Below are 22,494 nucleotides of genomic sequence, written 5' to 3'. Positions count from 1 at the left end.
GGACCCACGAAAAAAGAAAGGACTCTGTCGAGCAACGGTCTTCGTGCGCCGCCTTTTCGAACAGAGCCTAGGTGTTGTCCGAAGAGTCGGAAGCCGGCACAGGCCGCAGCCCGATGCTCACCCGCTGCCCGGCCGCCAGATCGCTCAGGCTTACCGTCTTGTCCTCACGGACCAGGCGGTGATTGACCCGCGGCGCGCCGACTCTCAGCAGGTAGCGGTCGCCCGGCACCGGCTCGTGGATACCCTTGATCCAGTAGCCGCCATGGCCATCGCTTACCTGGCGTCCCCGGCCCGGCACATGGCCAAGGCCGGCGGCAAAGTCCGGCTGGTGGCTTCGCTCGAGCACCATCCGGCCATGCTCGTTACGGTAGCAGTCGAGGACCGGAAAGCCCTCTACCGAGTGGTTCCACTTGAGACACCAGCCTTCTCCCTGCGGCACCGGCAGGCTAACCAGCAGCGCATCGCTGCGATCCCGCACCTCGAGCACCCGGTTCTCGGATGCACCGTCAGTGTCGTTGGCAACGACAGTCGTGGCAGAAGCGCCCGACATGAGGCGCTCTTGGGGCCTACTGGTCTGCGACGTACTGGCTCGAGCAGTACGACCTTGCGAACTGCTGTCTAGAGAACTGCTGTCTAGAGAGATACTGCCTGGAAAACTGCTATCTGGGGAAGCACTAGCCGGAAAAGCCAGCATCAACATCGCTATCGGCGCCAACAGCCCAGAGGCAGCACGCAGCCGAACGACGGGGCGACGAGGCAATTTAGCCGTCAGCCGAGTTAACAGGCTAGAACACAAGGGGGCGAGCCCGCCGGCTCGCCCCTGTGGATCCTCATTGACGTTAGACATCATCGGTTCACGGCCGCTGATAGTCCGCCACCTCGGCACCTACTTCCTCGTAGTAGCGCAGGGAGCCCGGGTGGAAGGGAATCGGCGTGGCGTCGGTGCTGAACTCGACCGTGGTGTCGTTGGCCGCCGGATGGATGGCGATCAGTTTGTCGGTCTGCTCGAACAGCAGCTTGGTGATGTCGTAGGCCAGTTGGTCATCCATGGAGGCATTAACGGTCAGCACGTTGGGAATGCCGATGGTCTGAACGGGCTCCTTGACGCCTTCATAGATGCCGGCACGCAGCGTATAGGGCGCAAACACCTCAGACTCCCCGCGAGCGTTGGCGACTTCTTCGTCGGTCAGCCCGATCAAGCGAATATCGCGAGTCGTGGCCAGGTTGAGGATCGAGCTGGTCGGCGGGCCAACGCTCCAGAAACCGGCGGCGATGTCGCCGTCGCGCAGCGCATCGGCGGTCTCGTTGAAGTTCAGACGCCGCGGATCGAAGTCGTCATAGGTGATGCCATTGGACTCCAGCACGGCGCGAGCATTGAGCTCGGTGCCGCTGCCCGGCGCACCAACGGAAACCACCTTGTCCTTGAGATCGGATAGGCTCTCGATGCCGGAGTCGGCCAGGGTCACGATCTGTACCGCATTCGGATACAGGGAGGCGATGGCGCGCACGTCCTCGACCTGACGGCCGTCGAAGTCACCGGTTCCGGTGTAAGCCTGATAGACGGTGTCGGCCAGGGCGATGGCCAGATCTGAATCCTCGCGATAGATCAGCGCCATGTTCTCCACCGAGGCACCGGTCACCTCGGCAACGGCTTCATAACCTTCTAGCTGGTTGTTGATCAGTTCGGCGATGCCGCCGCCGTAGGGGTAGTAGGTGCCACCAGTACCGCCAGTAGCGATCGACAGCTGCTGGGCCACGGCCGAAGACGAGGCGGCGATCAGGGACGCAGCGAGGGCATACTTGAGAACGCGCATGGAGACTCCTTGGGGCAGGGCTTCAACTGGCACAGGGCCATGGCCCGATGTTGTTATCTTCACAACGAGGCTCCCGGCGCCTGCCGACAGCCCTATCGTTTGCATGCATATTCCCTAAAAAGCTAGCACGTCGACGCGCGATGTCACCATGCTCCTACGACTATTGGATACTTCCAGCGACAATTCTTGGCATGCTCCAGGTCAGTCGCGCCCGCCCTGAAGCCATTCGAGGGCCAGTTCGTGCTGGCCGCGCTCATCGGTCACGAAGAGGGTGTCTTCCGAGATCATGATCGCCCAGTTGATGCTGCGCGGCAGGTCCTCGGCGAGCGCCTCCAGTGCCTCCTGAGGCAGCGCCGCGATGGACAAGTTCTTGAGGGTCGATACCGCCGGCAGCACCTTGGTCTCCCAGACCCGCAGGCTGCCATAGGCCAGCAGCGACAACTGCTCGGTGCGCCGCGAACACCAGGTCAGGCGCTCGGCATCCGGCTGGCCGACCTCGATCCAGTGCAGCACGCGTCCATCCAGGCTTTTGACCCACAGGGCGGGTTCATCGACATCGGACAGGCCGCGGCCAAAGGCTATCGCCTCGTCATACCACAGCGCATGAGCCAGCAGGCGAGCCGCCATGCGCGGCTCGGTCTCGGAAGGATGGCGGGCCACGGTGAAGCGCAGCGTCTGGTAGACGTTGCGGTCAAGATCGGTGAGGTTGAGATCCACCTTGTAGGGGGTCGCGGTAAGCGCCATGCAATACGTCCAGTCAGGGGTGTTGGGGCGGCAGTCTACTCCCCTTGCCGCCTCAGCACGATGAAGACGCGTCAGGCCTTGACCAGGAGCAGAAAAGATCGCAAAAATCGTGGCAATTCCTCTGGCGGATGTCGCCAAAACCTTGCATGCTGAGTGCATCGAAAGCCAAGTCTACGGAGCGTCATGAGTACGGCACGATTATCGACCGGTTGGGATGCCCTCGAACCCTCGCGAATGGCACCCGACCTGGACGTCAGGGAACTGGAGAAACGCTCGCGCCTGATGCGCATTGTTTCCCGCAAGATCGCTCTTTCCGAGCTTCCCAATCGCGAAATTGCCCAGCGCGCGGGCATTCCTTCCAAACGGCTCAGCGATCTGCTGGCCGGCAAGATCGAGCAATTCTCGGTCGATGAGCTTCAATCGCTGCGCAACTGCGTCTGCGTCGACGATGGCAGCCCCCTGCCGCCCTAGAACATGACTCTCCTATTCCGACCCCATGATCGATTCCTCGCCCCGCTAAAGCGATGCGTGGAAGATGGCATGGCGTAACGCCACGCCTGATCGATAGACTATGCAAGTCCAGCGCCGGCAACGGGGCTGGATTTTTTGTGTGGGCGGCGCATCAGTGCCTATCCGCCAACTTCATCAGCCACCCACTTGCAGAGGCCCATCGCATGCAGTCAGCGGACCCCTCGGTCAGGCAAGCCCCGATCAGTCGCGACATCGTGCTCATCGGGGGCGGACATAGCCACGTCGCCGTGCTGCGACGCTTCGCGATGCGCCCCGAGCCCGGGGTGCGCCTGACGCTGGTCTGCCGCGATACCCACACGCCCTATTCCGGCATGCTGCCGGGCTATGTCGCCGGGCACTATGAGTTCGATGAGGTGCACATCGATCTACGCCGCCTGGCACAAGCCGCCGGCGCACGCTTCGTGCGCGACGAAGCCACCGGCATCAACCGCCACGCTCATACGGTAACCTTCGCCCACCGCCCGCCGCTGCCCTATGACAAGCTGTCGATCAATATCGGCTCGACGCCGCGGGTCGGTCAGGTGGCCGGCGCCGCGGATCATGCGGTCGCGGTCAAACCAATCCGTGCCTTCCGCAAGCGCTGGGGCGAACTGCTCGCGCGCCTCGCCGAGCGGCCGACCGAGAAAAACGCCCCGCTGCGCCTGGCGGTGGTGGGTGGCGGTGCCGGCGGCGTCGAACTGCTGCTGGCCATGCAATACCGCCTGCGCCATGAGCTTGAGGCCCAGGGCCGCGATCCCGACACGCTCCAGTGCGCCCTTTTCACCCAGAGCGCCGAGGTCTTGCCTACCCATAACCGCCGGGTGCGGGCACGCTTCACGCGGTTGTTGAAAGCCCGCGGGGTCGAACTGCACCTCAATTGCCAGATCACTCGGGTCGAGACCGGCAAGCTGATCGATGCCCGGGGCCAGGCATTCGAGACCGACGAAACCGTCTGGGTGACCCAGGCCGGCGGTGCCGCCTGGCTGGAAGGCACCGGCCTTGCCCTGAATGAGCAGGGCTTCATTCGGGTCAACGATTACCTGCAGACCATTAGCGACCCGGACATCTTCGCCGCTGGCGATATCGCCAGCCAGGACGGCCGCCCCCGGGAGAAGGCCGGCGTATTCGCGGTGCGCCAGGGGCGGCCGCTGGCCGACAACCTGCGCGCCAGCCTGATCGGCAGGTCGCTTTCGGCCTACTGCCCGCAGCGCCAGTGGCTGGCGCTGATCAGTAGTGGCGACCGCTATGCCGTGGCCTCCCGCGGCCCGCTTTCCTGGGCCGGGGCCTGGCTGTGGCGGTGGAAGGATCATATCGACCGGCGCTTCATGGCACGCTTCAACGAACTGCCGGCGATGACCGACAAGGCGCCCACTCGCACCGACAGCCGCGTAACACTGGACGATGACGAGCACACCCAGGCGCTCTCGGCACTGGCCATGCGCTGCGGCGGCTGCGGGGCCAAGGTCGGCGCCTCGGTGCTGTCGCGGGCGTTGGCCGAGCTGTCCCCGATCGAGCACGCCGAGGTGCTGGTGGGGCTCGCCGACCCCGACGATGCCGCCGTGGTCAGGGTGCCGCCGGGCAAGGCCATGGTGCACAGCATCGACTTCTTTCGCGCCTTTATCGACGATCCCTATGTGTTCGGACAGGTGGCCGCCCACCATGCGCTGGGCGATATCTTCGCCATGGGCGCCGAGGCCCAGACCGCAATGGCCGTGGCCACGGTGCCGCCGGGGCTCGAGGCCAAGGTCGAAGACACCCTGCGCCAGATGATGACCGGCGCCGTCGAGGTGCTCGACGCCGCCGGCTGCCAGCTGGTCGGCGGTCACACCGGCGAGGGCCAGGAGTTGGCGCTGGGTTTCGCCGTCAACGGCCTGATCGATGACCTGCCCGAACGCCCCATGCGCAAGAATGGCCTGCGCCCGGGAGATGCTCTGATCCTCACCAAGCCGCTGGGTACCGGCACTCTGTTCGCCGCCCAGGCCCAGCTCGCCGCCCGTGGGCGCTGGATCGATGCGGCCCTTAACAGCATGTGCCGCTCGAACCGGGCCGGTGCGACCTGCCTGCAGGCCCATGGCGCCCGGGCCTGCACCGATGTCACCGGCTTCGGCCTGCTCGGCCATCTGGTCGAGATGACCCGCCCCTCGGGCGTCGATGCCGAACTGACATTGTCGGCGCTGCCGCTGCTCGACGGGGCCGAGGCGACCCTCGCCGCCGGCATCGTAAGCTCGCTGCAGCCGTCCAACGTGCGCCTGCGCCGGGCCATTCGGGATCAGGCTGGCTGGCGCGACCACCCCCGCTACGGCCTGCTCTTCGACCCCCAGACCGCCGGCGGTCTGCTGGCCGGTGTGCCGGCCGACAGGGCTGAGGCCTGTCTCGCTGAACTCAAGGCGTTGGGCTACGTCGAGGCGGCCATCATCGGCCGAGTGATCGCGGCCTCCGAGGATATGACCGACGACCCGGCCCCGATTCGGCTACGTGAATAAGCCGCGAGTCAGCCGCGAGTAAGGGCGCCGACGATGAACGCCTGCGCCCATTGACTGGCCGCTTGGCCGCTCGAGCAGGACAATTCAGCCCGTTTTTGAGTACCATGGCGTCTGATCACGCCCGTCACGCCGGCTTTCTACCCGCGTCACAAGGAAAATACCGATGCTCAAGCGCCTGACTCTCGCTCTGACCGTGCTGCTGGCCGCGCCCATCGCCAGCGCCGACACCTTCGTCTTTACCGCCATTCCCGACGAAGACGAGACCCGCCTGCAGCAGCGCTTCCAGAACGTTGCCGACTATCTGGAGCAGCAGCTCGAGGTCGATGTCCGTTTCGTGCCCGTGAAGTCCTATGCCGCCGCCGTGACCGCCTTTCGCAACAATCAGGTCCAGCTGGCCTGGTTCGGCGGCCTCTCCGGCGTACAGGCCCGCGCCCGAGTACCGGATTCCCGCGCTCTGGCCCAGGGCGTCGAGGATGCCGAGTTCATGACCTACTTCATCGCTCACCAGAGCACGGGGCTTGAAACAGGCGAAGGCCTGTCGGACAGGATGCGCGACATGACCTTCACCTTCGGCTCCAAGGGCTCCACCTCCGGTCGCCTGATGCCCGAGTACTATCTGCGCGAGGCCTTCGGTCAGCCGCCGGAAGAGGTCTTCTCGCGGGTCGGCTTCAGCGGCAACCACAGCCGCACCATCTCGCTGGTGGCTTCCGGCGCCTATGACCTGGGCGCCGTCAACTACACGGTGTGGGAGAACGAGGTCGAGGCCGGCAACATCGACACCGACCAGGTCGAGGTAGTGTGGAAGACCCCGAACTACCCGGACTATCAGTGGACCATCCGCGGCGACGTCGATGAGCGCTTCGGCACGGGCTTCGCCGATCGCGTCCAGCAAGCCCTGCTCAACATGGAAGACGCCGAGCTTTTGGAAAGCTTCCCGCGCTCCGGTTTCATTCCGGCCAGCAACGACGACTACGCGATCATCGAATCCGTCGGCAAGGAACTGGACCTGATCGACTGATGAGCACCCTGGCGCTTACCGATGCGGTCGCCGACTATGGCCAGCAGCGCGTGCTGGGGCCACTCAACCTGACCCTTCAGCGCGGCGAACGCGTCGCGCTGGTGGGCAAGAGCGGTGCCGGCAAGTCGAGCCTGCTTGCGGTGATGTATCAGCAATGGCGGGGCCGCGGCGCGGCGCTGATGCCTCAGGAGTTGGGTCTGGTCCCTTCGCTCAGCGTCTTCCATAACGTTTACATGGGAGCGCTGGCGACGCACCCCACCTGGTACAACCTGGTGACCCTGGCGAAACCCTTCCGCCGCGACGTGGCCGCCATCCAGCCGTTGCTGGCGCGGCTCGCAATCGACGACAAGTGCTGGGCCATGGCCGGCGAGCTCTCCGGTGGCCAACGCCAGCGGGTGGCGGCGGCCCGAGCGATCCACCAGGGCGGCGAGGTATTGCTGGCCGACGAGCCGGTCTCGGCGCTGGACGGCCCCCAATCGGAAGCGCTGATGGTCGAGCTGACCCAGGCCTACCCCACCGCCGTGCTGGCCATGCACGACGTCGAGCTGGCGCTGCGCTTCACCGACCGGGTGATCGGCATCGCCGACGGTGGTATCGCGCTGGACGCCCCCAGCGCACGCCTCACCGCTCAGGACCTGCTGCCACTCTACTGAATTGAAGCACCCTACCCGCAAGGCCTACCCATGTGGCATTCCGCAACGGCTCGTTTAAGCCTTGGCTTCGTGGCTCTGGCCATTCTCTGCCTCGGCATCGCCGATCTTTCCATCACCGCCCACGCCCCCTGGCATGAGCTCGGCCGGCTGGTGCAGGGTCTGGTGCAGCCGGATGTCAGCGCCGTCGATCACCTCTGGGTGGCGCTGCTACGCACCCTGGCCTTCGCCTTCGTCGGCGTGGGGCTCGGCGCAACGGCAGGCTTCCTGCTGGCGCTGATTTTTCATTCACGCCTGGTGCGCAGCATCTGCGCCTTCGTGCGCGCCATCCATGAGCTGTTCTGGGCGCTGATCTTTCTGCAGTTCTTTGGCCTGCATCCGCTGACCGGGGTGCTGGCCATCGCCCTGCCCTATGCCGGGGTCTTCGCCAAGGTGTTTGCCGAGATCCTCGAGGAAACCGACCCGCTTCCCGAGCAGGTGCTGCCCGCCGGCAGCGGACGGCTTTCGACGCTTGCCTTCACGCGGCTGCGCGAAGCCTGGCCGCACCTGGTCAGCTATACCAGCTACCGGCTCGAATGCGGCCTGCGCTCCAGCGCCGTGCTCGGCTTCGTCGGCATGCCGACCCTGGGCTTCTATCTGGAATCGGCCTTCGCCCAGGGCCACTACGACACCGTAGGCGCGCTACTGCTGCTGTTCTACGCCCTGATCGCCAGCCTGCGGCTCTGGGTGCGCCCGCTGCTGGTGCCGGTGTATCTGGTGGTGGCGCCCTTCTGCCTGGGCAGCGGCCTGCCGATCGTCTGGAGCAATGTCTCGCGCTTCTTCAGCGAAGACATCGTGCCCTCGCCGCTGCGCCACGGCGAAGGCCTCTCCGGCCTTGTTGGCTGGCTTGGCGATATCATGATCAGTGAGGCACTGCCCGGCATCTGGCACACCCTGGTGCTTTCCCAGATCGCCCTGGTGCTGACCGGCCTGCTGGCGCTGGCGCTCTACCCACTGGTATCCCGTCATTTCTTTCAAGGACGTGGGTGGCATGGGCGTTGGGCAGTTGCCGGCAGGCAGCAGGCTGGCGCCAGAGTCCCGGGCAATCGGTTGACCCACCTGCTCGGCCATGGGCTGCTGGTGGTCATGCGCTCGACCCCCGAGTACCTGCTGGCCTTTATCCTGCTCCAGCTATGGGGGCCCTCGATGCTACCCGCGGTGGTCGCCTTGGCGATTCACAACGGCGGCATCATCGCCCACCTGGTCGGCCGACGCAGCAACGAGGTGCGCCTGCGCCCGGACGCGCCTCACGGCCTCGTGCGCTATGCCTATGAGCTCACCCCGCGTCTCTATGGCCCCTTTCTGGCGCTGCTGTTCTATCGCTGGGAGATCATCATGCGCGAGACGGCCATCCTCGGCATTCTTGGCATCACCACCCTGGGGTTCTACGTCGACAGCGCTATTCAGGAGATCCGCTTCGACCGCGCCATGGTGCTGATCCTGATCACCGCCCTGCTCAACATCGGTGTCGATGTGCTGGCCCGTCACCTGCGCGCCCGCCTGCGGCTGCGCCATACCGCCAACTGCGAGCCCTGAGCGTCCGGCTGGAGACTCACGACTCCAGCCGATCCTTTCTGCCGAAGCTTTCTGCCAAGCCCGCATGGCAAGACCGCATGGCAAGACCGCATGGCTTGGCCGTCTGACGAGCGTTTTCGCCAACCTCTGCGGCATCCCTGCCACAGCGGCACTGGCTAGTCGGGCAGGTCGGTGACCGCACCGGTCGAGGCGGAGCTTACCGTCTTGGCGTACTTGGCCAGCACCCCGCGGCGATAGCGCGGCGCCGGCTGCTGCCAGGCGGCACGCCGACGCTCGAGCTCGTCTTCGTGAAGCGTCACGGTGATGGTATCGGCTTCGGCGTCGATGGTGATCTGATCGCCATTCTCGAGCAGTGCCAGCGGCCCGCCGTCAAAGGCCTCCGGGGTGATATGACCGACCACGAAACCATGGCTGCCGCCCGAGAAGCGCCCGTCGGTGATCAAGGCCACCGAATCGCCGAGCCCGCGCCCCATGATCGCCGAGGTCGGGGTCAGCATCTCACGCATGCCAGGGCCGCCGCGGGGGCCTTCGTAGCGGATCACCACCACGTCGCCGGCCACCACGGTGCCGTCATTGATGCGCGCCTGGGCTTCCTCTTCGGAGCCAAACACTCGGGCGGTGCCGGTGAAGCGCACCCCTTCCTTGCCAGTGATCTTGGCCACCGCCCCTTCAGGCGCCAAGTTGCCATGCAGGATACGCAGGTGGCTTTCTGCCTTCAGCGGCGCATCCAGCGGCGCGATGATGCGCTGATCCTCGGGATAAGGCGCCACGCCCGACAAGTTTTCAGCCAGTGTCCGGCCGGTCACGGTCAGGCAATCACCGTGCAGGAGGCCTGCCTCGAGTAGCATCTTCATCAGCGGCTGGATGCCGCCGATCTCGATCAGCTCGCTCATCATGTAATGGCCGCTGGGGCGCAGGTCGGCGAGCACCGGCACCCGCTTGCCAAGCCGGGTGAAGTCGTCGAGCCCCAGTTCGACGCCGATGCTGTTCGCCATGGCGATCAGGTGCAGCACCGCATTGGTGGAACCCCCCAGGGCGATCACCAGGGTAATGGCGTTCTCGAAGGCCTCGCGGGTCATGATGTGCGAGGGACGAATATCGCGCTCGAGCAGTTCGAGCACCTGGGCCCCGGCGGCGGCGCAGTCGTCGCGCTTGGCCTGAGAGACGGCATTCTGCGCCGAACTGCCCGGCAGGCTCATGCCCAATGCCTCGATGGCCGAAGCCATGGTGTTGGCGGTGTACATGCCGCCACAGGCGCCGGGACCGGGAATCGCGGTTTCCTCGATGCGCTTGACGTCGATCAGGTCGAGATCGCCCTTGGCGTGACCACCCACCGCCTCGAACACCGAGACGATATCGGTGTGGTTCTCGCCGGGCAGAATGGTGCCGCCGTAGACGAACACGCTGGGACGGTCGAGGCGAGCCAGCCCGATCAGGCAACCCGGCATGTTCTTGTCGCAACCGCCGATCGCCACCAGGCCATCAAACCCCTCGCAGCCGGCCACGGTTTCGATGGAGTCGGCGATCACCTCCCGCGACACCAGGGAATACTTCATGCCCTCGGTGCCATTGGCGATGCCATCGGAAATGGTGATGGTGTTGAAGATCACGCCCTTGCCACCGGCGCCATCGGCACCGGCACTGGCCTCGTCGGCAAGCCCGTCGATGTGGCTGTTGCAGGGCGTGACCTGGCTCCAGGTCGAAGCGATGCCCACCTGAGGCTTGGTGAAGTCTTCATCGGTAAAGCCCACCGCGCGCAGCATGGCGCGACTGGCAGACTTACCGAGGCCATCGACCACCGGGGCGGAATAGCGCCGGCGTGAATCCTTGGGCGTATCGGACATGGGGCCTCCTATTAGCAGATTGATCGTTAATCCCCAGATAGTGGGCGCCATGCACTGCCCTTGCAAACCAGCCTTGCAAACCAGCCTTGCAACCTGCCCTGGTCACCGGCATCACAGACCCGCACTCCCGGTCTCCTTAAGCGGCCATGCCGTCTTAGGCAACCATTACACCGCGCGTGACTTTCGCGCCGGGAGCAAACATACGACAACGAGGCTCACAATCGTCTCAATCTCTCAGGTAATGACAGTCTCAGCCGATAACCTAGGCAATGCTCAGAATAGCCATGCCAACAATCACCTGCAGGAATTCAGGATGAACTACACAGAAGCCAAGGAGCACGCCGAAGGGCGCCTGCACCAGATATTTGCAATGCCCTACGAAGCCTTCGACAACGATGTCCCGGAACGCAAGCTGCATCTGCGCGTCGCTCTTCAGGCGCTACTAGGCGAAGCGCTGCGCGAGGAGCGTCTGAGCATGCAGGTGCTTCATGGCTGGGAGAATGGCGCCTGTGCAGCCGCGGACCTGCATCACCACGAGCATAAGCTTCGCGGCGAGGGCGATATCGCCGGCAGCCTCGCCTTATACCGTGATGCGCTAGCCAACCTGACGCTGCTGCCGATTGATACCGGCTCACTGCTGGCCGAGCCCCTGGCGAGCGCCATTGCCTCGGCCGAGCAAAACGGCGCAACTATCGATGCCGAGACTCGTGAAAGCCCCGCCCGCTGGCCAGAGTTTCCCAACGGCCTTGCCCTTTACACTTTCTTCAAGGTCTATCATCGCCTGATCTACGGCGAAGACGATGCCTACCGCTCAATCTGCTGCAAGACCGCCGCGGGTCTGCGCGAAATCCACGAGTTCCACCTCGAGGAAGGCGAATTTGCAGTGGTCACGCCGCTACACCATGCCCCGGCCGGCGAAGTGAAACTGGTACTGCACGTCAGCCAGGTCGAGCCCGTACTCGCGCTGCTTAGCGACTTGAACTGATCGCACGGGAAACCCCTAGCCTAAAAAGCAGACCGCCCCGCCTTGAGAGGCAGGGCGGTTTCGTTGATGGCCGTAAAAGCGCGTGCGGAAAGGCTGCGACAGCGACGATCAGCTCATCGAAATGGTGCTGTTGATGCCACTCGACACGTTCTCGGGCTCGAACCAACGGGCGGTCACGGTCTTGGTCTGGGTCCAGAACTGGATCGCCTGCTTGCCGTTGGGGCCGAGATCGCCAAGCTTCGAGGCCCGGGAGCCGGTGAAACTGAAGTAGGCGACCGGCACCGGGATCGGCACATTGATGCCCACCTGACCAACGTCGATGTCGCTTTCGTAGCGGCGTGCCACCCAGCCGGAGTTGGTGAAGATCGAGGTACCGTTGCCGTTGGGGTTGGCATTGACGAAGGCGATGGCGTCATCGAGGGTCTCGACGCCTACCACGCACAGCACCGGCCCGAAGACCTCCTCGCGGTAGATCGTCATGTCGGCGGTCACGTCGCTGAACACCGTGGGGCCGACGAAGTTACCGTTCGGATAGCCGTCGACCTTGAGGCCCCGGCCGTCCAACGCCAGGGTCGCCCCTTCCTTGGCACCGGCGTCGATCAGCCCCTCGACTCGCTCGCGGGCGGCAGGCGATACCAGTGGCCCCAGGTCGGCGTCGCGCTGCGTGCCGGGGCCGACCTTCATCTTGCGCGCACCCTCGACGATGTCCTCGAGCCAGGCCCTGGCCTCGCCCACCAGCACCACCACCGAGTTGGCCATGCAACGCTGGCCGGCGGCGCCGAAGGCCGAGCCCAACAGGTTGTTGATCGCCTGGCTGCGGTTGGCATCCGGCATCACCACGCAATGGTTCTTGGCCCCCATCATTGACTGCACCCGTTTGCCGGCCTCAGTGCCCCGGCGATAGATGTGCGTGCCAACCTGGGTCGAGCCGATGAACGACAGCGCCTTGATGTCCGGGTGATCGCAGATCTGGTTGGCCACGTCCGGCCCGCCGTGCACCACGTTGAGCACCCCGGCAGGCACGCCAGCCTCGTGGGCCAGCTCGACCAGACGCATGGTCGATGACGGGTCCTGCTCCGAGGGCTTGAGGACGAAGGTATTGCCGGTGGCGATGGCCAGCGGGAACATGAAGCAGGGCAGCATGATCGGGAAGTTGAAGGCGGTGATGCCGGCGCCCACGCCGAGCGGCTGGTTGAGGGTGTAGACGTCCACCTCGCTGGCGGCGTTCTCGGCCAGTTCGCCAAGCTGCAGGCTCGGAATCGAGCAGGCGTGCTCGACCACTTCCAGGCCGCGTCCCACCTCGCCCTCGGCATCGGGTAGTGTCTTGCCATGCTCCTCGCTGATCAGCGCGGCAAGCTCGCCAGTGTGCTCGCGGATCAGCGCCTGGAAAGCGAGCATGATGCGCATGCGCTTGGCCAGCGGCACCTTGCGCCAGGTCTTGAACGCGGCCCTGGCACTGGCCACGGCCCGGTCGACTTCATCGCTTGTGCAGAACGGCACCCGAGCCACCACTTCCTGAGTCGCTGGATTGAGCACATCGCGCCACTCTCCACTCTCGGAGGGCACCGGTTGACCGTCGATATAAAGGGGAATCTCACGCACTGACATGATAGCGGCTCCTGGGCAAGTCTCCGGCAATGTCGACACGACGCCATGCGGGACAGCCTCTTGTGATTGTGTATGAACTGGCGGGATCTGGTGCATCGAGCCATGGCGCTTCTCATGACAATTCGGCTTCGACTTTATGTGCATATTGACACGGCCGAAGTATAGGAAGCGGCTAGATCGAGTGTAGACAGGGGATGAATTGACACACAACGGGCAGGGCAGCACATTGTTTGTGCATATACGCACAATTGACATTATCCCTGAGGCACCGAGAGAGGCCCCTCGCGATGCTCGACTGGCAGGATATTCAGGTCTTTCTCGAGGTTGCCCGCAGCGAGCGGTTGACCGATGCGGCCCGACGCCTGGGGGTCGATCACTCGACGCTTTCGCGACGCACCAAACGTTTCGAGCAGAAGCTCAATACTCAGCTCTTCGAGCGCAGCACACATGGCTACCGGCTCACCGAAGCCGGCCATCGCCTGCAGGCCCACGCCGAGGAAATGGCACGCCACGCCATGGAAGCGGCCGAGGGCCTGAGTGATCAGGACCGGCAGCTCAGTGGCCAGGTTCGCCTCGGCGTCACCGAGGGCTTCGGCACCTGGGTGATCGCGCCCTTGCTGGCGGCCTTCGGCGAGCGTCACCCGGCGCTGACGCTGGACCTGCTGGCGCTGCCTCGGGTGGTCAACCTGAGCCGTCACGAGGCCGACCTGGCCATCACCGTGGAACGCCCCAGCAGCGCGGGCCTTGTGATCTCGCGGCTATGCGACTATCGGCTGCGGCTCTACGCCAGTCGCGACTACCTGGCCCGCCATGGCCGGCCAACCACCCGACGTGAGCTCAGCCAGCACCGGTTGATCGGCTATATCGATGACCTGATCTTCAGCGATCAGCTCAACTATCTCGAGCCCTTGCTGGACCCTTCCCGGTCTGCTGCCTCCGGGGCCCATCAGACGCTCGTTATTCAGGACCACGAGCGCCATACGCCCCAGTTCAGCATTCGCAGCACCAGCGTCACCACTCAGTACAGCGCGGCCGTGCAGGGCGCGGGGCTGGCGGTATTGCCCTGTTTCATGGCCGAGCAGCATCCAGCGCTGGAAGCGGTGCTGGTGGACGACATCGACCTCACCCGCCAGTTCTGGATCACCGCCCGTCAGGAGCAGCGACGCCTGTCTCGGGTCCGCCTGACCTGGGAGTACCTGCGCGAGACCGTCGAGGCCAACCGAGCCTGGCTGATGGGCGACCCCGCTGCTTGCCTGACATGCCCATCAGCAGGGCCAAGCACCGAGTGACGTCGGCCTCACTTGTATGCACGATCACCGATGAAAATTAGCTATCAGCTTCTTGAGTAAAGAAAAATTGAAGCCCTCAGGCCCGCCACTAAGCTGTGATAGGAAGCAAACGCAAGATAAAGAACCCTTTCCACTGACGCAGTCGACAGTGAATCGCTTGGCATACCATGCACAAGAGCATGCAAGAGAAAGGGTCGTCGACGATGAAGGGGGAAGGCCCCCATTCAGACCAACAGGACGGGAGATATCGCGATGGGCAGTGCACAACAAGGCAAGTGTCCGGTCATGCACGGTGGCCAAACCGCCACCGGCCATTCCAACACGGACTGGTGGCCGGAATCGCTCAACCTGGACATCCTTCACCAGCACGACCGCAAGACCGATCCCATGGGCGAGAACTTTGTGTACCGGGATGAAGTACGCAAGCTCGACTTCGACGCTCTCAAGCGAGATATGCACGCCCTGATGACTGACAGCCAGAGCTGGTGGCCGGCCGACTGGGGACATTATGGCGGCCTGATGATTCGCATGGCCTGGCACGCTGCGGGCTCCTACCGACTCGCCGACGGTCGCGGCGGCGGCGGCACCGGCAACCAGCGCTTCGCGCCTCTCAACTCCTGGCCAGACAACGCCAGCCTCGACAAGGCCCGCCGGCTGCTGTGGCCGATCAAGAAGAAGTACGGCAACAAGGTCAGCTGGGCCGACCTGATCATCCTGGCCGGCAACGTCGCCTATGAGTCCATGGGTCTCAAGACCTTCGGCTTCTCCTTCGGTCGCGAAGACATCTGGCATCCCGAGAAGGACGTCTACTGGGGGGCCGAGAAGGAGTGGCTGGCACCCTCCGACGAGCGCTACGGCAATGTCGACAAGCCCGACACCATGGAAAACCCGCTGGCCGCGGTGCAGATGGGCTTGATCTACGTCAACCCGGAAGGCGTGAACGGTCAGCCCGACCCGCTCAAGACCGCCGCCCAGGTACGCGAGACCTTCGCCCGCATGGCCATGGATGACGAGGAGACCGCGGCACTGACCGTCGGCGGTCATACCGTCGGCAAGTGCCACGGCAACGGCGATGCCGAAGCGCTGGGCCCAGAGCCCGAAGCAGCCGATGTCGAGGCACAGGGCATGGGCTGGAACAACCCGAACATGCAGGGCATGGCATCGAAGGCGGTCACGTCGGGAATCGAAGGGGCCTGGACCAAGTACCCGACCAAGTTCGACATGGGCTACTTCGACATGCTGCTCGACCATGAATGGGAGAACAGGAAGAGCCCCGCCGGTGCTCACCAGTGGGAGCCCGTCGACATCAAGGAGGAAGACAAGCCGGTCGACGCCAGCGATCCGTCCATCCGCCACAACCCGATCATGACCGACGCCGACATGGCGATGAAGATGGATCCCACCTACCGGAAGATTCTCGACGGTTTCCGCCAGGATCCAGATCGTTTTCAGGATGCCTTCGCCCGCGCCTGGTTCAAGCTGACCCACCGCGACATGGGGCCCAAGGCGCGCTATATCGGCCCGGAAGTGCCGGCGGAAGACCTGATCTGGCAGGACCCGGTGCCTCAGGGCGAGACCAACTACTCCATCGAAGCAGTCAAGCAGCAGATCGCCGACAGCGGCCTGAGCATCGCCGAGATGGTCAGCACCGCCTGGGACAGCGCCCGCACCTTCCGCGGTTCCGACATGCGCGGCGGCGCCAACGGCGCTCGCATCCGCCTGGCACCCCAGAAGGACTGGGCCGGCAACGAGCCTGACCGCCTGGCCAAGGTGCTGAAGGTGTACGAGAAGATCGCCGCCGACAGTGGCGCCAGCGTGGCCGATATCATCGTGCTGGCCGGCAGCGTGGGGATCGAGCAGGCCGCCCGGGCCGCGGGCCATGAGGTCCGGGTACCCTTCTCGCCGGGCCGCGGCGATGCCAGCGATGAAGATACTGACGCCGCGTCCTTCGAGCCTCTGGAGCCGCTGGCCGACGGCTTCCGCAACTGGCTGAAGAAGGAGTACGTGGTCAAACCGGAGGAAATGCTGCTCGACCGCGCCCAGCTGATGGGCCTGACCGCCCCGGAAATGACCGTGCTGATCGGCGGCATGCGGGTGCTGGGCACCAATCACGGCGGCAGCCAGCACGGGGTCTTCACCGATCGCGTGGGCCAGTTGACCAACGACTTCTTCGTCAACCTGACCGACATGGCCTACACCTGGAAACCGGCCGGCGAAGGCGTCTATGAGATCCGCGACCGCGCCAGCGATCAGGTGAAATGGACCGCGAGTCGCATCGACCTGGTGTTCGGCTCCAACTCCATCCTGCGCTCCTACGCCGAGGTCTATGCCCAGGACGACAACGAGGCGAAGTTCGTCAACGACTTCGTGGCGGCCTGGACCAAGGTGATGAACGCCGACCGCTACGACCTGGAAAAGCTCGGGGCCTGATCACAGCCACTGGCTAGCAAGCCGCAATAGAAACGCCCGGGGATGCTCACGCTCCCCGGGCGTTTTCTTTTCCATTCAACGAACCGCTTATCCCAAAGCCGCTCGACTCCAAAGCCGCTTAACCCAGAGCGCCGCGCCTCAGGTACCGCAGAAGGTACGCAGGACTCGTTCGCTTGGCTGCGGCGGCTGGGTGTAGTCGAGCTCGCCCTCGGGCGCCTCGAAGGGGGCGGTCACGGCCGCCAGCAACGCCTCGAAGGGGCCGAAGTCGTCCTTGTCGTCGGCCGCCTTCAAGGCCTGCTCGACGAAGTGGTTGCGGGGAATCACGGCTGGGTTGGTGGCCCGCAGCCGCGCGGCGATGGTCGCAGCGTCGGCGTCTTCACGGGTGAGGCGCTCGCGCCAGCGCGAGAGCCAGGCGGTGATCGCCTCGGGCGTGTCGAAGAGCGCGACCAGACGCGACTCGCCGCCATTCTTGTCATCCCCCTGACCGTCACCCTGACCTTGATCCTCGAGGGCATCGGCCAGGGTGCGGAAGGTCAGGGTATGGTCGGCATGCCCGGCCTGCATGGCGTCCAGCAGCTCCTGAGCGAGAGCCTCGTCGTCAGCCTCGACACGCTCGAGCCCCAGCTTGGCGCGCTTGATCGCGCCGTAGCTCGCCTCGAAGTGCTCGGGGAAGGCCTCGATGGCGTCGGTGGCAAGCGCAATGGCCCGGTCGTGATCATCGTCGAGCAGCGACAGCAGCGTCTCGGCGAAGCGAGCCAGGTTCCACTGGGCACTGTGGGGCTGGTTGGAGAAGGCATAGCGGCCCCGCTCATCGATGGAGCTGAACACCGTGCGCGGATCATAGGCATCCATGAAGGCGCAGGGGCCATAGTCCAGGGTCTCACCGGAGATCGTCGAGTTGTCGGTATTCATCACCCCGTGGATAAAGCCCACCCCCATCCAGCGGGCCACCAGCTCAGCCTGGCGGGCTATCACCGCTTCGAGCAGGGCGAGATAGCGCCCGCCGCCGCTCAGCGGCTCGAGGTGCGGATAGTGGCGCTCGATGGCCATATCGGCCAGCAGCTGTATCGCCTCGACATCCTGGCGGGCGGCGAAATACTGGAAGGTCCCCACTCGCAGGTGGCTCGACGCCACTCGCGTCAGCACCGCGCCGGGCTCAGCCAGGCGGCGCACGATGCGCTCGCCGGTGGTCACTGCGGCCAGCGCCCGGGTGGTGGGAATGCCCAGCGCATGCATGGCCTCACTGACCAGGTATTCGCGCAACACTGGTCCCAGTGGCGCGCGGCCGTCACCGCCCCGAGAGAAAGGCGTGCGCCCGGCGCCCTTGAGCTGCAGCTCGCGAACCTGGCCGTCGCGATTGATGACCTCGCCCAGCAGCAGCGCCCGGCCATCGCCGAGGCGGGGCACGAAGTTGCCGAACTGGTGGCCTGCATAGGCCATCGCCAGCGGCTCACTGCCCTCAGGCGGTGCATTGCCGGAGAGCGCCTCGGCGGCCTCGGTAGCGTCAAAGGCGGCCGCATCGAAGCCAAGCTCCTCGGCGAGGGCGTGATTGAATGCCACCAGTCGCGGGTTCGCCACCCGCGTTGGGGCGCACTCGGCACTCATGCGCGACGGCAGGTGCGCATAGCGCAGGGAAAAACTCGGGAACATGACGCCTCCTCCAAATCGGGCTCGCCTACCCTACAGGGACAGGCAAATACGGCCAACATTCCCGGCGACTTCATCGCACGGGTCGTTCAGCCATGCTCTTATGCTTGAGTTGCCGCGCCTCATCGGGCAGATGGTGGCGGCGATCATCGTCGGCCTGGAAGCCAATCGCTGGGGTTGGCACTTGCCCCCGAAGGCCGACTCGCTCTTGGCCTTGTCACTGTCTTTGTCTTTGCCCCTGGGCTCACCGCTTAGGGACCAATCATGAACATGAGCTTCCTGCAGGAGCTGTTCAGCAACATCACGCAGCGCGACATGCTGCTGAGACGTCGCGATGACGACCGGGCCACGGCCGATCATGAAGCGCTGGTGAAGGCCCGCTAGGATCTGCTGAAAAGTGCTGGCGAGGCCTCGAGCATCGCCCTGGCGAGCCGCACCTTAGCGATCTATGCCCGCCTCGACGACGCTCAGAAGCAGCAGTTCTGCGTGCGGCTGGCCGACCACTTCGCCGCGGATGCGCAGCAGATCGATACCGCCTACGCGGCCTATCGCGATCTGTACGACAACGCCTGATCGGCTCCGCCCCGAATCGGGATATGAGCACTCACCGAGACCGCCCCATGAGGCGGCCTCGTCGGTTCCAGAGGGTAATGACGCGAGCAAACCACCAGCAGCCAAGGCCAGTTTCCGCTATGGTCTCGGTAGCGCTTGCCCAAGATCCTTCTCCAGAACGATCCTCTCAGGAGCCACCGTCATGTCCTCTGCACCCGCTGTCTCCCGCTCGCTTTTTGATCAACCGGATGCCCGTCTGGACGAGCATCCGGATAAGCGCCTTGATGAGCGTGACAATGACCGTCCTGCCGATCAGGCCCTCGACTACTACCGGCCGCCGGAGAGCGAAGCCCTGGGCCTGATCCGCCTGCGTTCCAGTGACGCCGGCCTCACCGAAATCGTCTTCGTCAGCGAGGCGGAGGCCAATGAAACGCCCCGTCCCAACGCCCTGACCGACCGCGCCCGTGCCCAGCTCGAGGAATACTTCGACGGCCTGCGCCAGACCTTCGACCTGCCGTTGGCCCCCAAAGGCACCGACTTCCAGCAGCGAGTCTGGCAGGCGCTTGCCACCATTCCCTTCGGCGAGACCCGCTGCTACGCCGAGATTGCCGAGCAGCTTAACCGTCGTGGCGGCCAGCGCGCGGTGGGCCGCGCCAACGGCCAGAACCCGCTCGCCATCGTGGTGCCCTGCCATCGGGTGATCGGCAGCGATGGCCGCCTGACCGGCTACGCCGGCGGCATCGGCCGCAAGCAATGGCTGCTGGCTCACGAGGCCGGTGAAATTCCCTTCGACCTGGGGTGAGGGTCTGCCCGCCGATAAGAAATGAGCGGCAGCTGATTTATGCCGTGCGCGATTTACGGCACCATGCCCCTCCTGCCTTTATCATGCGCAGGAATCGCCTTGCGTCTGCCGCCTTGCCCCAGGCACCTCGCCGATGTCTGCGAGTAACGGGTAGCATTTCGGCTGCCCCGGCATCGGGCCGCCTACCCGACCGTTCGCTATTCGGTACGGGCCGGCAACGCCTAGGCCGTATTCCGGCCCATCAACCACCCGATCCACTGAACCGATCCACTGAACCGAACCACCGGGAAAGGAGCCCTTCATGCTGGCGTTCGCCATCTTTGTCATCACCCTGGTGCTGGTCATCTGGCAGCCCAAGGGGCTGGGTATCGGCTGGAGCGCCCTGGGCGGTGCTGCCGTGGCGCTGGCCACCGGCGTCGTCGGCTGGGGCGATGTGGGTACGGTGTGGCACATCGTCTGGGATGCCACCTTCACCTTCGTGGCGCTGATCATCATCTCGTTGATTCTCGATGAGGCCGGCTTCTTCGCCTGGGCCGCTCTGCACATCGCCCGCTGGGGTAACGGCCGGGGGCGGCTATTGTTCCCGCTGATCGTGATGCTCGGCGCGATCATCGCGGCGGTGTTCGCCAACGACGGCGCCGCCCTGCTGCTGACACCCATCGTCGTCGCCATTCTGGCGCGACTCGACTTCCGTCCCGAAGCCGCCCTGGCCTTCATCATTGCCACCGGCTTCGTCGCCGACTCGACCAGCCTACCGCTGATCATCTCGAACCTGGTCAATATCGTCAGCGCCAACTACTTCGAAATCGGCTTCTCGCGCTATGCCCAGGTGATGGTGCCGGTCAATCTGGTGTCGCTGGCGGCCACGCTGGGAGTGCTCGGCTGGTATTTCCGCCGCGACATCCCCGCCCGCTACGATGTCGAGCGGCTCGAGGCGCCGGCCTCCGCGATTCGCGACCGCCAGGTCTTCCTCGCCGCTTTCCCGCTACTCGCCATGCTGCTGGCCGCCCTGTTCCTGACCACTCGCTGGTCGATCCCGTTCTCCGCCATCATGGGAGTGGCGGCCCTGGTGCTAATGGCCATCGCCGGACGCTGGTTCACCTCGAGCCACTTGCACGTCATCTCGCTCAAGAAGGTCATCGGCAATGCCCCCTGGCAGATCGTGCTGTTCTCGCTGGGCATGTACCTGGTGGTCTACGGCCTCGGCAATGCCTGGCTCACCGCCGAGGCCTCCCGGGTGCTGGAGTGGCTCGCCGGCCAGGGCGCCTTCGTGGCCACCGTGGGGACCGGGGTCGCCTCGGCGATTCTGGCCTCGCTGATGAACAACATGCCCTCGACCCTGGTGGGTGCACTGGCCATCGATCAGGCTCAGGTGTCGGCAACCACCCAACAGCTGATGGTCTATGCCAACGTTATCGGCAACGACCTGGGACCCAAGTTCACCCCCATCGGCAGCCTCGCCACCCTGCTCTGGCTGCATGTACTGGCCGGCAAGGGCTACCGCATCGGCTGGGGGCAATACATGAAGGTGGGACTGGTCATCACCCCGCCGGTTCTATTGGCCACGCTTGCGGCCCTGGCATTCTGGCTGCCGCAACTGCCGCCCCAATAAGTACCTGTCGAGAAGAGGACCGGATATCGCCACGCAGGGTAAAGACTAGAGCGGTAGATGCAGGATGGCACCGCGCAGGGTGGCCTCATCGGCCCACAGCTTGCCAAGCGTCAGCGGCAGCGAGAATCGGCGCCGGCCAGCGCCACCGGGATTGAACAGCAGCCGGCCGTCGCGCCACTCGTTGCGCGCCTTGTGGGAATGCCCGTGGAGCACGGCATCGCATGGCGTCTCGCCATCGAAATCGGCGATGTCGTGCACCAGACACAGGCGCCAGCCGTTAACCGTGAGATCGCGGTGCCAAGGAATTCCCTCGGCCCAGTCCGCCGTGTCGACGTTACCGCGCACGGCGAGCACCGGCGCCAGCTCGCCCAGCCGCGCAAGGATCGCTTCATCCTCATCTCGACTGCCTACATCGCCAAGATGCAGGATCAGCCCGCAGCCCTCGAGCATCGAGAGCGCCTCGTCGCGCAGCGTGCCGTGGGTGTCGGCGATCACGCCGATAGGGGCGTCGAGTTCAACGTGATCGTTATCCATGCATCAGCCTCCCGACAGCCTCATCAAGTGCGCTACAGCGCCGCGTACCAATCAGCGTAAGGCGTGTTCGCCACCTTGTACTGGGTATAGTCCGGCGCACCGTCCTGCCACCACACCGGCCCGCGCTCGCCCAACGCCCGCTTGGCCTCGTCGACCTGATCGCGAGCCTCGCGCTCAAGCTCAGCATCCCGCTTACGCTTCGCCTGGGCCACGCTACGCCGGGCCTGCATCAGGCGCTGTACCCAGTGCTGGCGTTCCGCCTCGGGAAGCTCAGGGTTCGTGCACCGCCATAGGCGACCGCGAACCACGATGTAGCGGCCGTCCGGCGTAGTCAGCGGCGTCGATGAGCTCATGAGGGGACTCCCGGCCAGTTTGAAAAAAGCAGATGAAAAACCTC

At 64.8% G+C, this 22,494-nt stretch carries 18 protein-coding genes; 10 read left to right on the top strand and 8 right to left on the bottom strand.

Annotation, left to right across the window (positions count from 1 at the left end; all coding sequences use genetic code 11):
• Positions 1-67: 67 nt before the first annotated feature.
• From HUS66_RS08725 to HUS66_RS08715, 3 genes are all read right to left on the bottom strand, one after another.
• The gene (locus tag HUS66_RS08725) at positions 68-550 is read right to left on the bottom strand and encodes a DUF1850 domain-containing protein (protein ID WP_175070523.1); all 483 of its coding nucleotides are present in this window, start codon (positions 548-550) and stop codon (positions 68-70) included.
• Positions 551-854: 304 nt separating this feature from the next.
• Positions 855-1,814, bottom strand: coding sequence for a TAXI family TRAP transporter solute-binding subunit (locus tag HUS66_RS08720; RefSeq protein WP_175070522.1), 960 nt, complete (start codon positions 1,812-1,814; stop codon positions 855-857).
• Positions 1,815-2,015: 201 nt separating this feature from the next.
• Entirely contained in the window at positions 2,016-2,558 is a 543-nt protein-coding gene (locus HUS66_RS08715; RefSeq protein ID WP_175070521.1) for a YaeQ family protein, read from the bottom strand.
• 183 nt (positions 2,559-2,741) lie between these two features.
• On the opposite strand from HUS66_RS08715, the gene HUS66_RS08710 reads away from it, so the two are divergent.
• The 5 genes from HUS66_RS08710 to HUS66_RS08690 all read left to right on the top strand — a co-directional run bounded on the left by HUS66_RS08710 (position 2,742) and on the right by HUS66_RS08690 (position 8,794).
• Entirely contained in the window at positions 2,742-3,029 is a 288-nt protein-coding gene (locus tag HUS66_RS08710) for an XRE family transcriptional regulator (protein WP_092525639.1), read from the top strand.
• Positions 3,030-3,232: 203 nt separating this feature from the next.
• Positions 3,233-5,551 carry a selenide, water dikinase SelD gene (selD, locus tag HUS66_RS08705; protein WP_175070520.1) on the top strand — a complete coding sequence of 773 codons (2,319 nt, stop codon included), beginning with the start codon at positions 3,233-3,235 and terminating at the stop codon, positions 5,549-5,551.
• Between the two features lie 163 nt (positions 5,552-5,714).
• Positions 5,715-6,569 (top strand): putative selenate ABC transporter substrate-binding protein, encoded by an 855-nt coding sequence (locus HUS66_RS08700; RefSeq protein ID WP_175070519.1) that lies wholly within the window; start codon positions 5,715-5,717, stop codon positions 6,567-6,569.
• Positions 6,569-7,222, top strand: a complete 654-nt coding sequence (locus tag HUS66_RS08695; RefSeq protein ID WP_175070518.1) for an ATP-binding cassette domain-containing protein — start codon at positions 6,569-6,571, stop codon at positions 7,220-7,222. The genes HUS66_RS08700 and HUS66_RS08695 overlap by 1 nt, the downstream gene beginning before the upstream one ends.
• A gap of 30 nt (positions 7,223-7,252) precedes the next feature.
• Complete coding sequence (locus HUS66_RS08690) at positions 7,253-8,794, top strand: PhnE/PtxC family ABC transporter permease (RefSeq protein WP_175070517.1); 1,542 nt, start codon at positions 7,253-7,255, stop codon at positions 8,792-8,794.
• A 155-nt stretch (positions 8,795-8,949) separates the two neighbouring features.
• Here HUS66_RS08690 and ilvD read toward each other — a convergent pair whose 3' ends face one another.
• A complete protein-coding gene (gene ilvD / locus HUS66_RS08685) occupies positions 8,950-10,638 on the bottom strand; it encodes a dihydroxy-acid dehydratase (protein ID WP_175070516.1) in 1,689 nt (562 codons plus the stop codon).
• A 313-nt stretch (positions 10,639-10,951) separates the two neighbouring features.
• Between ilvD and HUS66_RS08680 the strand changes: the two genes are divergently transcribed.
• Entirely contained in the window at positions 10,952-11,623 is a 672-nt protein-coding gene (locus tag HUS66_RS08680; protein WP_175070515.1) for a hypothetical protein, read from the top strand.
• 108 nt (positions 11,624-11,731) lie between these two features.
• Here HUS66_RS08680 and HUS66_RS08675 read toward each other — a convergent pair whose 3' ends face one another.
• The gene (locus HUS66_RS08675; protein ID WP_175070514.1) at positions 11,732-13,231 is read right to left on the bottom strand and encodes a CoA-acylating methylmalonate-semialdehyde dehydrogenase; all 1,500 of its coding nucleotides are present in this window, start codon (positions 13,229-13,231) and stop codon (positions 11,732-11,734) included.
• 287 nt (positions 13,232-13,518) lie between these two features.
• Between HUS66_RS08675 and HUS66_RS08670 the strand changes: the two genes are divergently transcribed.
• Both HUS66_RS08670 and katG read left to right on the top strand, forming a co-directional pair.
• Entirely contained in the window at positions 13,519-14,520 is a 1,002-nt protein-coding gene (locus tag HUS66_RS08670) for a LysR family transcriptional regulator (RefSeq protein WP_175070513.1), read from the top strand.
• A gap of 252 nt (positions 14,521-14,772) precedes the next feature.
• Positions 14,773-16,950 carry a catalase/peroxidase HPI gene (katG, locus tag HUS66_RS08665; protein WP_175070512.1) on the top strand — a complete coding sequence of 726 codons (2,178 nt, stop codon included), beginning with the start codon at positions 14,773-14,775 and terminating at the stop codon, positions 16,948-16,950.
• 138 nt (positions 16,951-17,088) lie between these two features.
• On the opposite strand, the gene HUS66_RS08660 is transcribed toward katG, so the two are convergent.
• Entirely contained in the window at positions 17,089-18,600 is a 1,512-nt protein-coding gene (locus HUS66_RS08660; protein WP_175070511.1) for a protein adenylyltransferase SelO, read from the bottom strand.
• A gap of 751 nt (positions 18,601-19,351) precedes the next feature.
• Here HUS66_RS08660 and HUS66_RS08655 point away from each other — a divergent pair.
• Positions 19,352-19,951: a methylated-DNA--[protein]-cysteine S-methyltransferase gene (locus HUS66_RS08655; protein ID WP_254628754.1), complete on the top strand. Its 600-nt coding sequence runs from the start codon at positions 19,352-19,354 to the stop codon at positions 19,949-19,951.
• A gap of 301 nt (positions 19,952-20,252) precedes the next feature.
• Positions 20,253-21,563 carry an arsenic transporter gene (locus HUS66_RS08650; RefSeq protein WP_175070510.1) on the top strand — a complete coding sequence of 437 codons (1,311 nt, stop codon included), beginning with the start codon at positions 20,253-20,255 and terminating at the stop codon, positions 21,561-21,563.
• 45 nt (positions 21,564-21,608) lie between these two features.
• Here the strand turns inward: HUS66_RS08650 and HUS66_RS08645 are convergent, their stop codons facing one another.
• The gene (locus HUS66_RS08645) at positions 21,609-22,097 is read right to left on the bottom strand and encodes a metallophosphoesterase family protein (RefSeq protein WP_175070509.1); all 489 of its coding nucleotides are present in this window, start codon (positions 22,095-22,097) and stop codon (positions 21,609-21,611) included.
• Positions 22,098-22,129: 32 nt separating this feature from the next.
• Positions 22,130-22,450: a hypothetical protein gene (locus tag HUS66_RS08640; RefSeq protein WP_175070508.1), complete on the bottom strand. Its 321-nt coding sequence runs from the start codon at positions 22,448-22,450 to the stop codon at positions 22,130-22,132.
• Positions 22,451-22,494: the final 44 nt, after the last annotated feature.

This window comes from Onishia taeanensis, assembly GCF_013349955.1.
Classification (GTDB): Bacteria; Pseudomonadota; Gammaproteobacteria; order Pseudomonadales; family Halomonadaceae; genus Onishia; species Onishia taeanensis_B.
The sequence above is the reverse complement of the archived record's forward strand: the minus strand, read 5'-3'. Positions and strand labels throughout refer to the sequence as shown.

What these genes read in the sequence shown, in the direction of transcription:
- HUS66_RS08725 (WP_175070523.1), bottom strand. Translation starts at nt 550, where the DNA reads ATGTCGGGCGCTTCTGCCACGACTGTCGTTGCCAACGACACTGACGGT.
- HUS66_RS08720 (WP_175070522.1), bottom strand. Translation starts at nt 1,814, where the DNA reads ATGCGCGTTCTCAAGTATGCCCTCGCTGCGTCCCTGATCGCCGCCTCG.
- HUS66_RS08715 (WP_175070521.1), bottom strand. Translation starts at nt 2,558, where the DNA reads ATGGCGCTTACCGCGACCCCCTACAAGGTGGATCTCAACCTCACCGAT.
- HUS66_RS08710 (WP_092525639.1), top strand. Translation starts at nt 2,742, where the DNA reads ATGAGTACGGCACGATTATCGACCGGTTGGGATGCCCTCGAACCCTCG.
- selD (WP_175070520.1), top strand. Translation starts at nt 3,233, where the DNA reads ATGCAGTCAGCGGACCCCTCGGTCAGGCAAGCCCCGATCAGTCGCGAC.
- HUS66_RS08700 (WP_175070519.1), top strand. Translation starts at nt 5,715, where the DNA reads ATGCTCAAGCGCCTGACTCTCGCTCTGACCGTGCTGCTGGCCGCGCCC.
- HUS66_RS08695 (WP_175070518.1), top strand. Translation starts at nt 6,569, where the DNA reads ATGAGCACCCTGGCGCTTACCGATGCGGTCGCCGACTATGGCCAGCAG.
- HUS66_RS08690 (WP_175070517.1), top strand. Translation starts at nt 7,253, where the DNA reads ATGTGGCATTCCGCAACGGCTCGTTTAAGCCTTGGCTTCGTGGCTCTG.
- ilvD (WP_175070516.1), bottom strand. Translation starts at nt 10,638, where the DNA reads ATGTCCGATACGCCCAAGGATTCACGCCGGCGCTATTCCGCCCCGGTG.
- HUS66_RS08680 (WP_175070515.1), top strand. Translation starts at nt 10,952, where the DNA reads ATGAACTACACAGAAGCCAAGGAGCACGCCGAAGGGCGCCTGCACCAG.
- HUS66_RS08675 (WP_175070514.1), bottom strand. Translation starts at nt 13,231, where the DNA reads ATGTCAGTGCGTGAGATTCCCCTTTATATCGACGGTCAACCGGTGCCC.
- HUS66_RS08670 (WP_175070513.1), top strand. Translation starts at nt 13,519, where the DNA reads ATGCTCGACTGGCAGGATATTCAGGTCTTTCTCGAGGTTGCCCGCAGC.
- katG (WP_175070512.1), top strand. Translation starts at nt 14,773, where the DNA reads ATGGGCAGTGCACAACAAGGCAAGTGTCCGGTCATGCACGGTGGCCAA.
- HUS66_RS08660 (WP_175070511.1), bottom strand. Translation starts at nt 18,600, where the DNA reads ATGTTCCCGAGTTTTTCCCTGCGCTATGCGCACCTGCCGTCGCGCATG.
- HUS66_RS08655 (WP_254628754.1), top strand. Translation starts at nt 19,352, where the DNA reads ATGTCCTCTGCACCCGCTGTCTCCCGCTCGCTTTTTGATCAACCGGAT.
- HUS66_RS08650 (WP_175070510.1), top strand. Translation starts at nt 20,253, where the DNA reads ATGCTGGCGTTCGCCATCTTTGTCATCACCCTGGTGCTGGTCATCTGG.
- HUS66_RS08645 (WP_175070509.1), bottom strand. Translation starts at nt 22,097, where the DNA reads ATGGATAACGATCACGTTGAACTCGACGCCCCTATCGGCGTGATCGCC.
- HUS66_RS08640 (WP_175070508.1), bottom strand. Translation starts at nt 22,450, where the DNA reads ATGAGCTCATCGACGCCGCTGACTACGCCGGACGGCCGCTACATCGTG.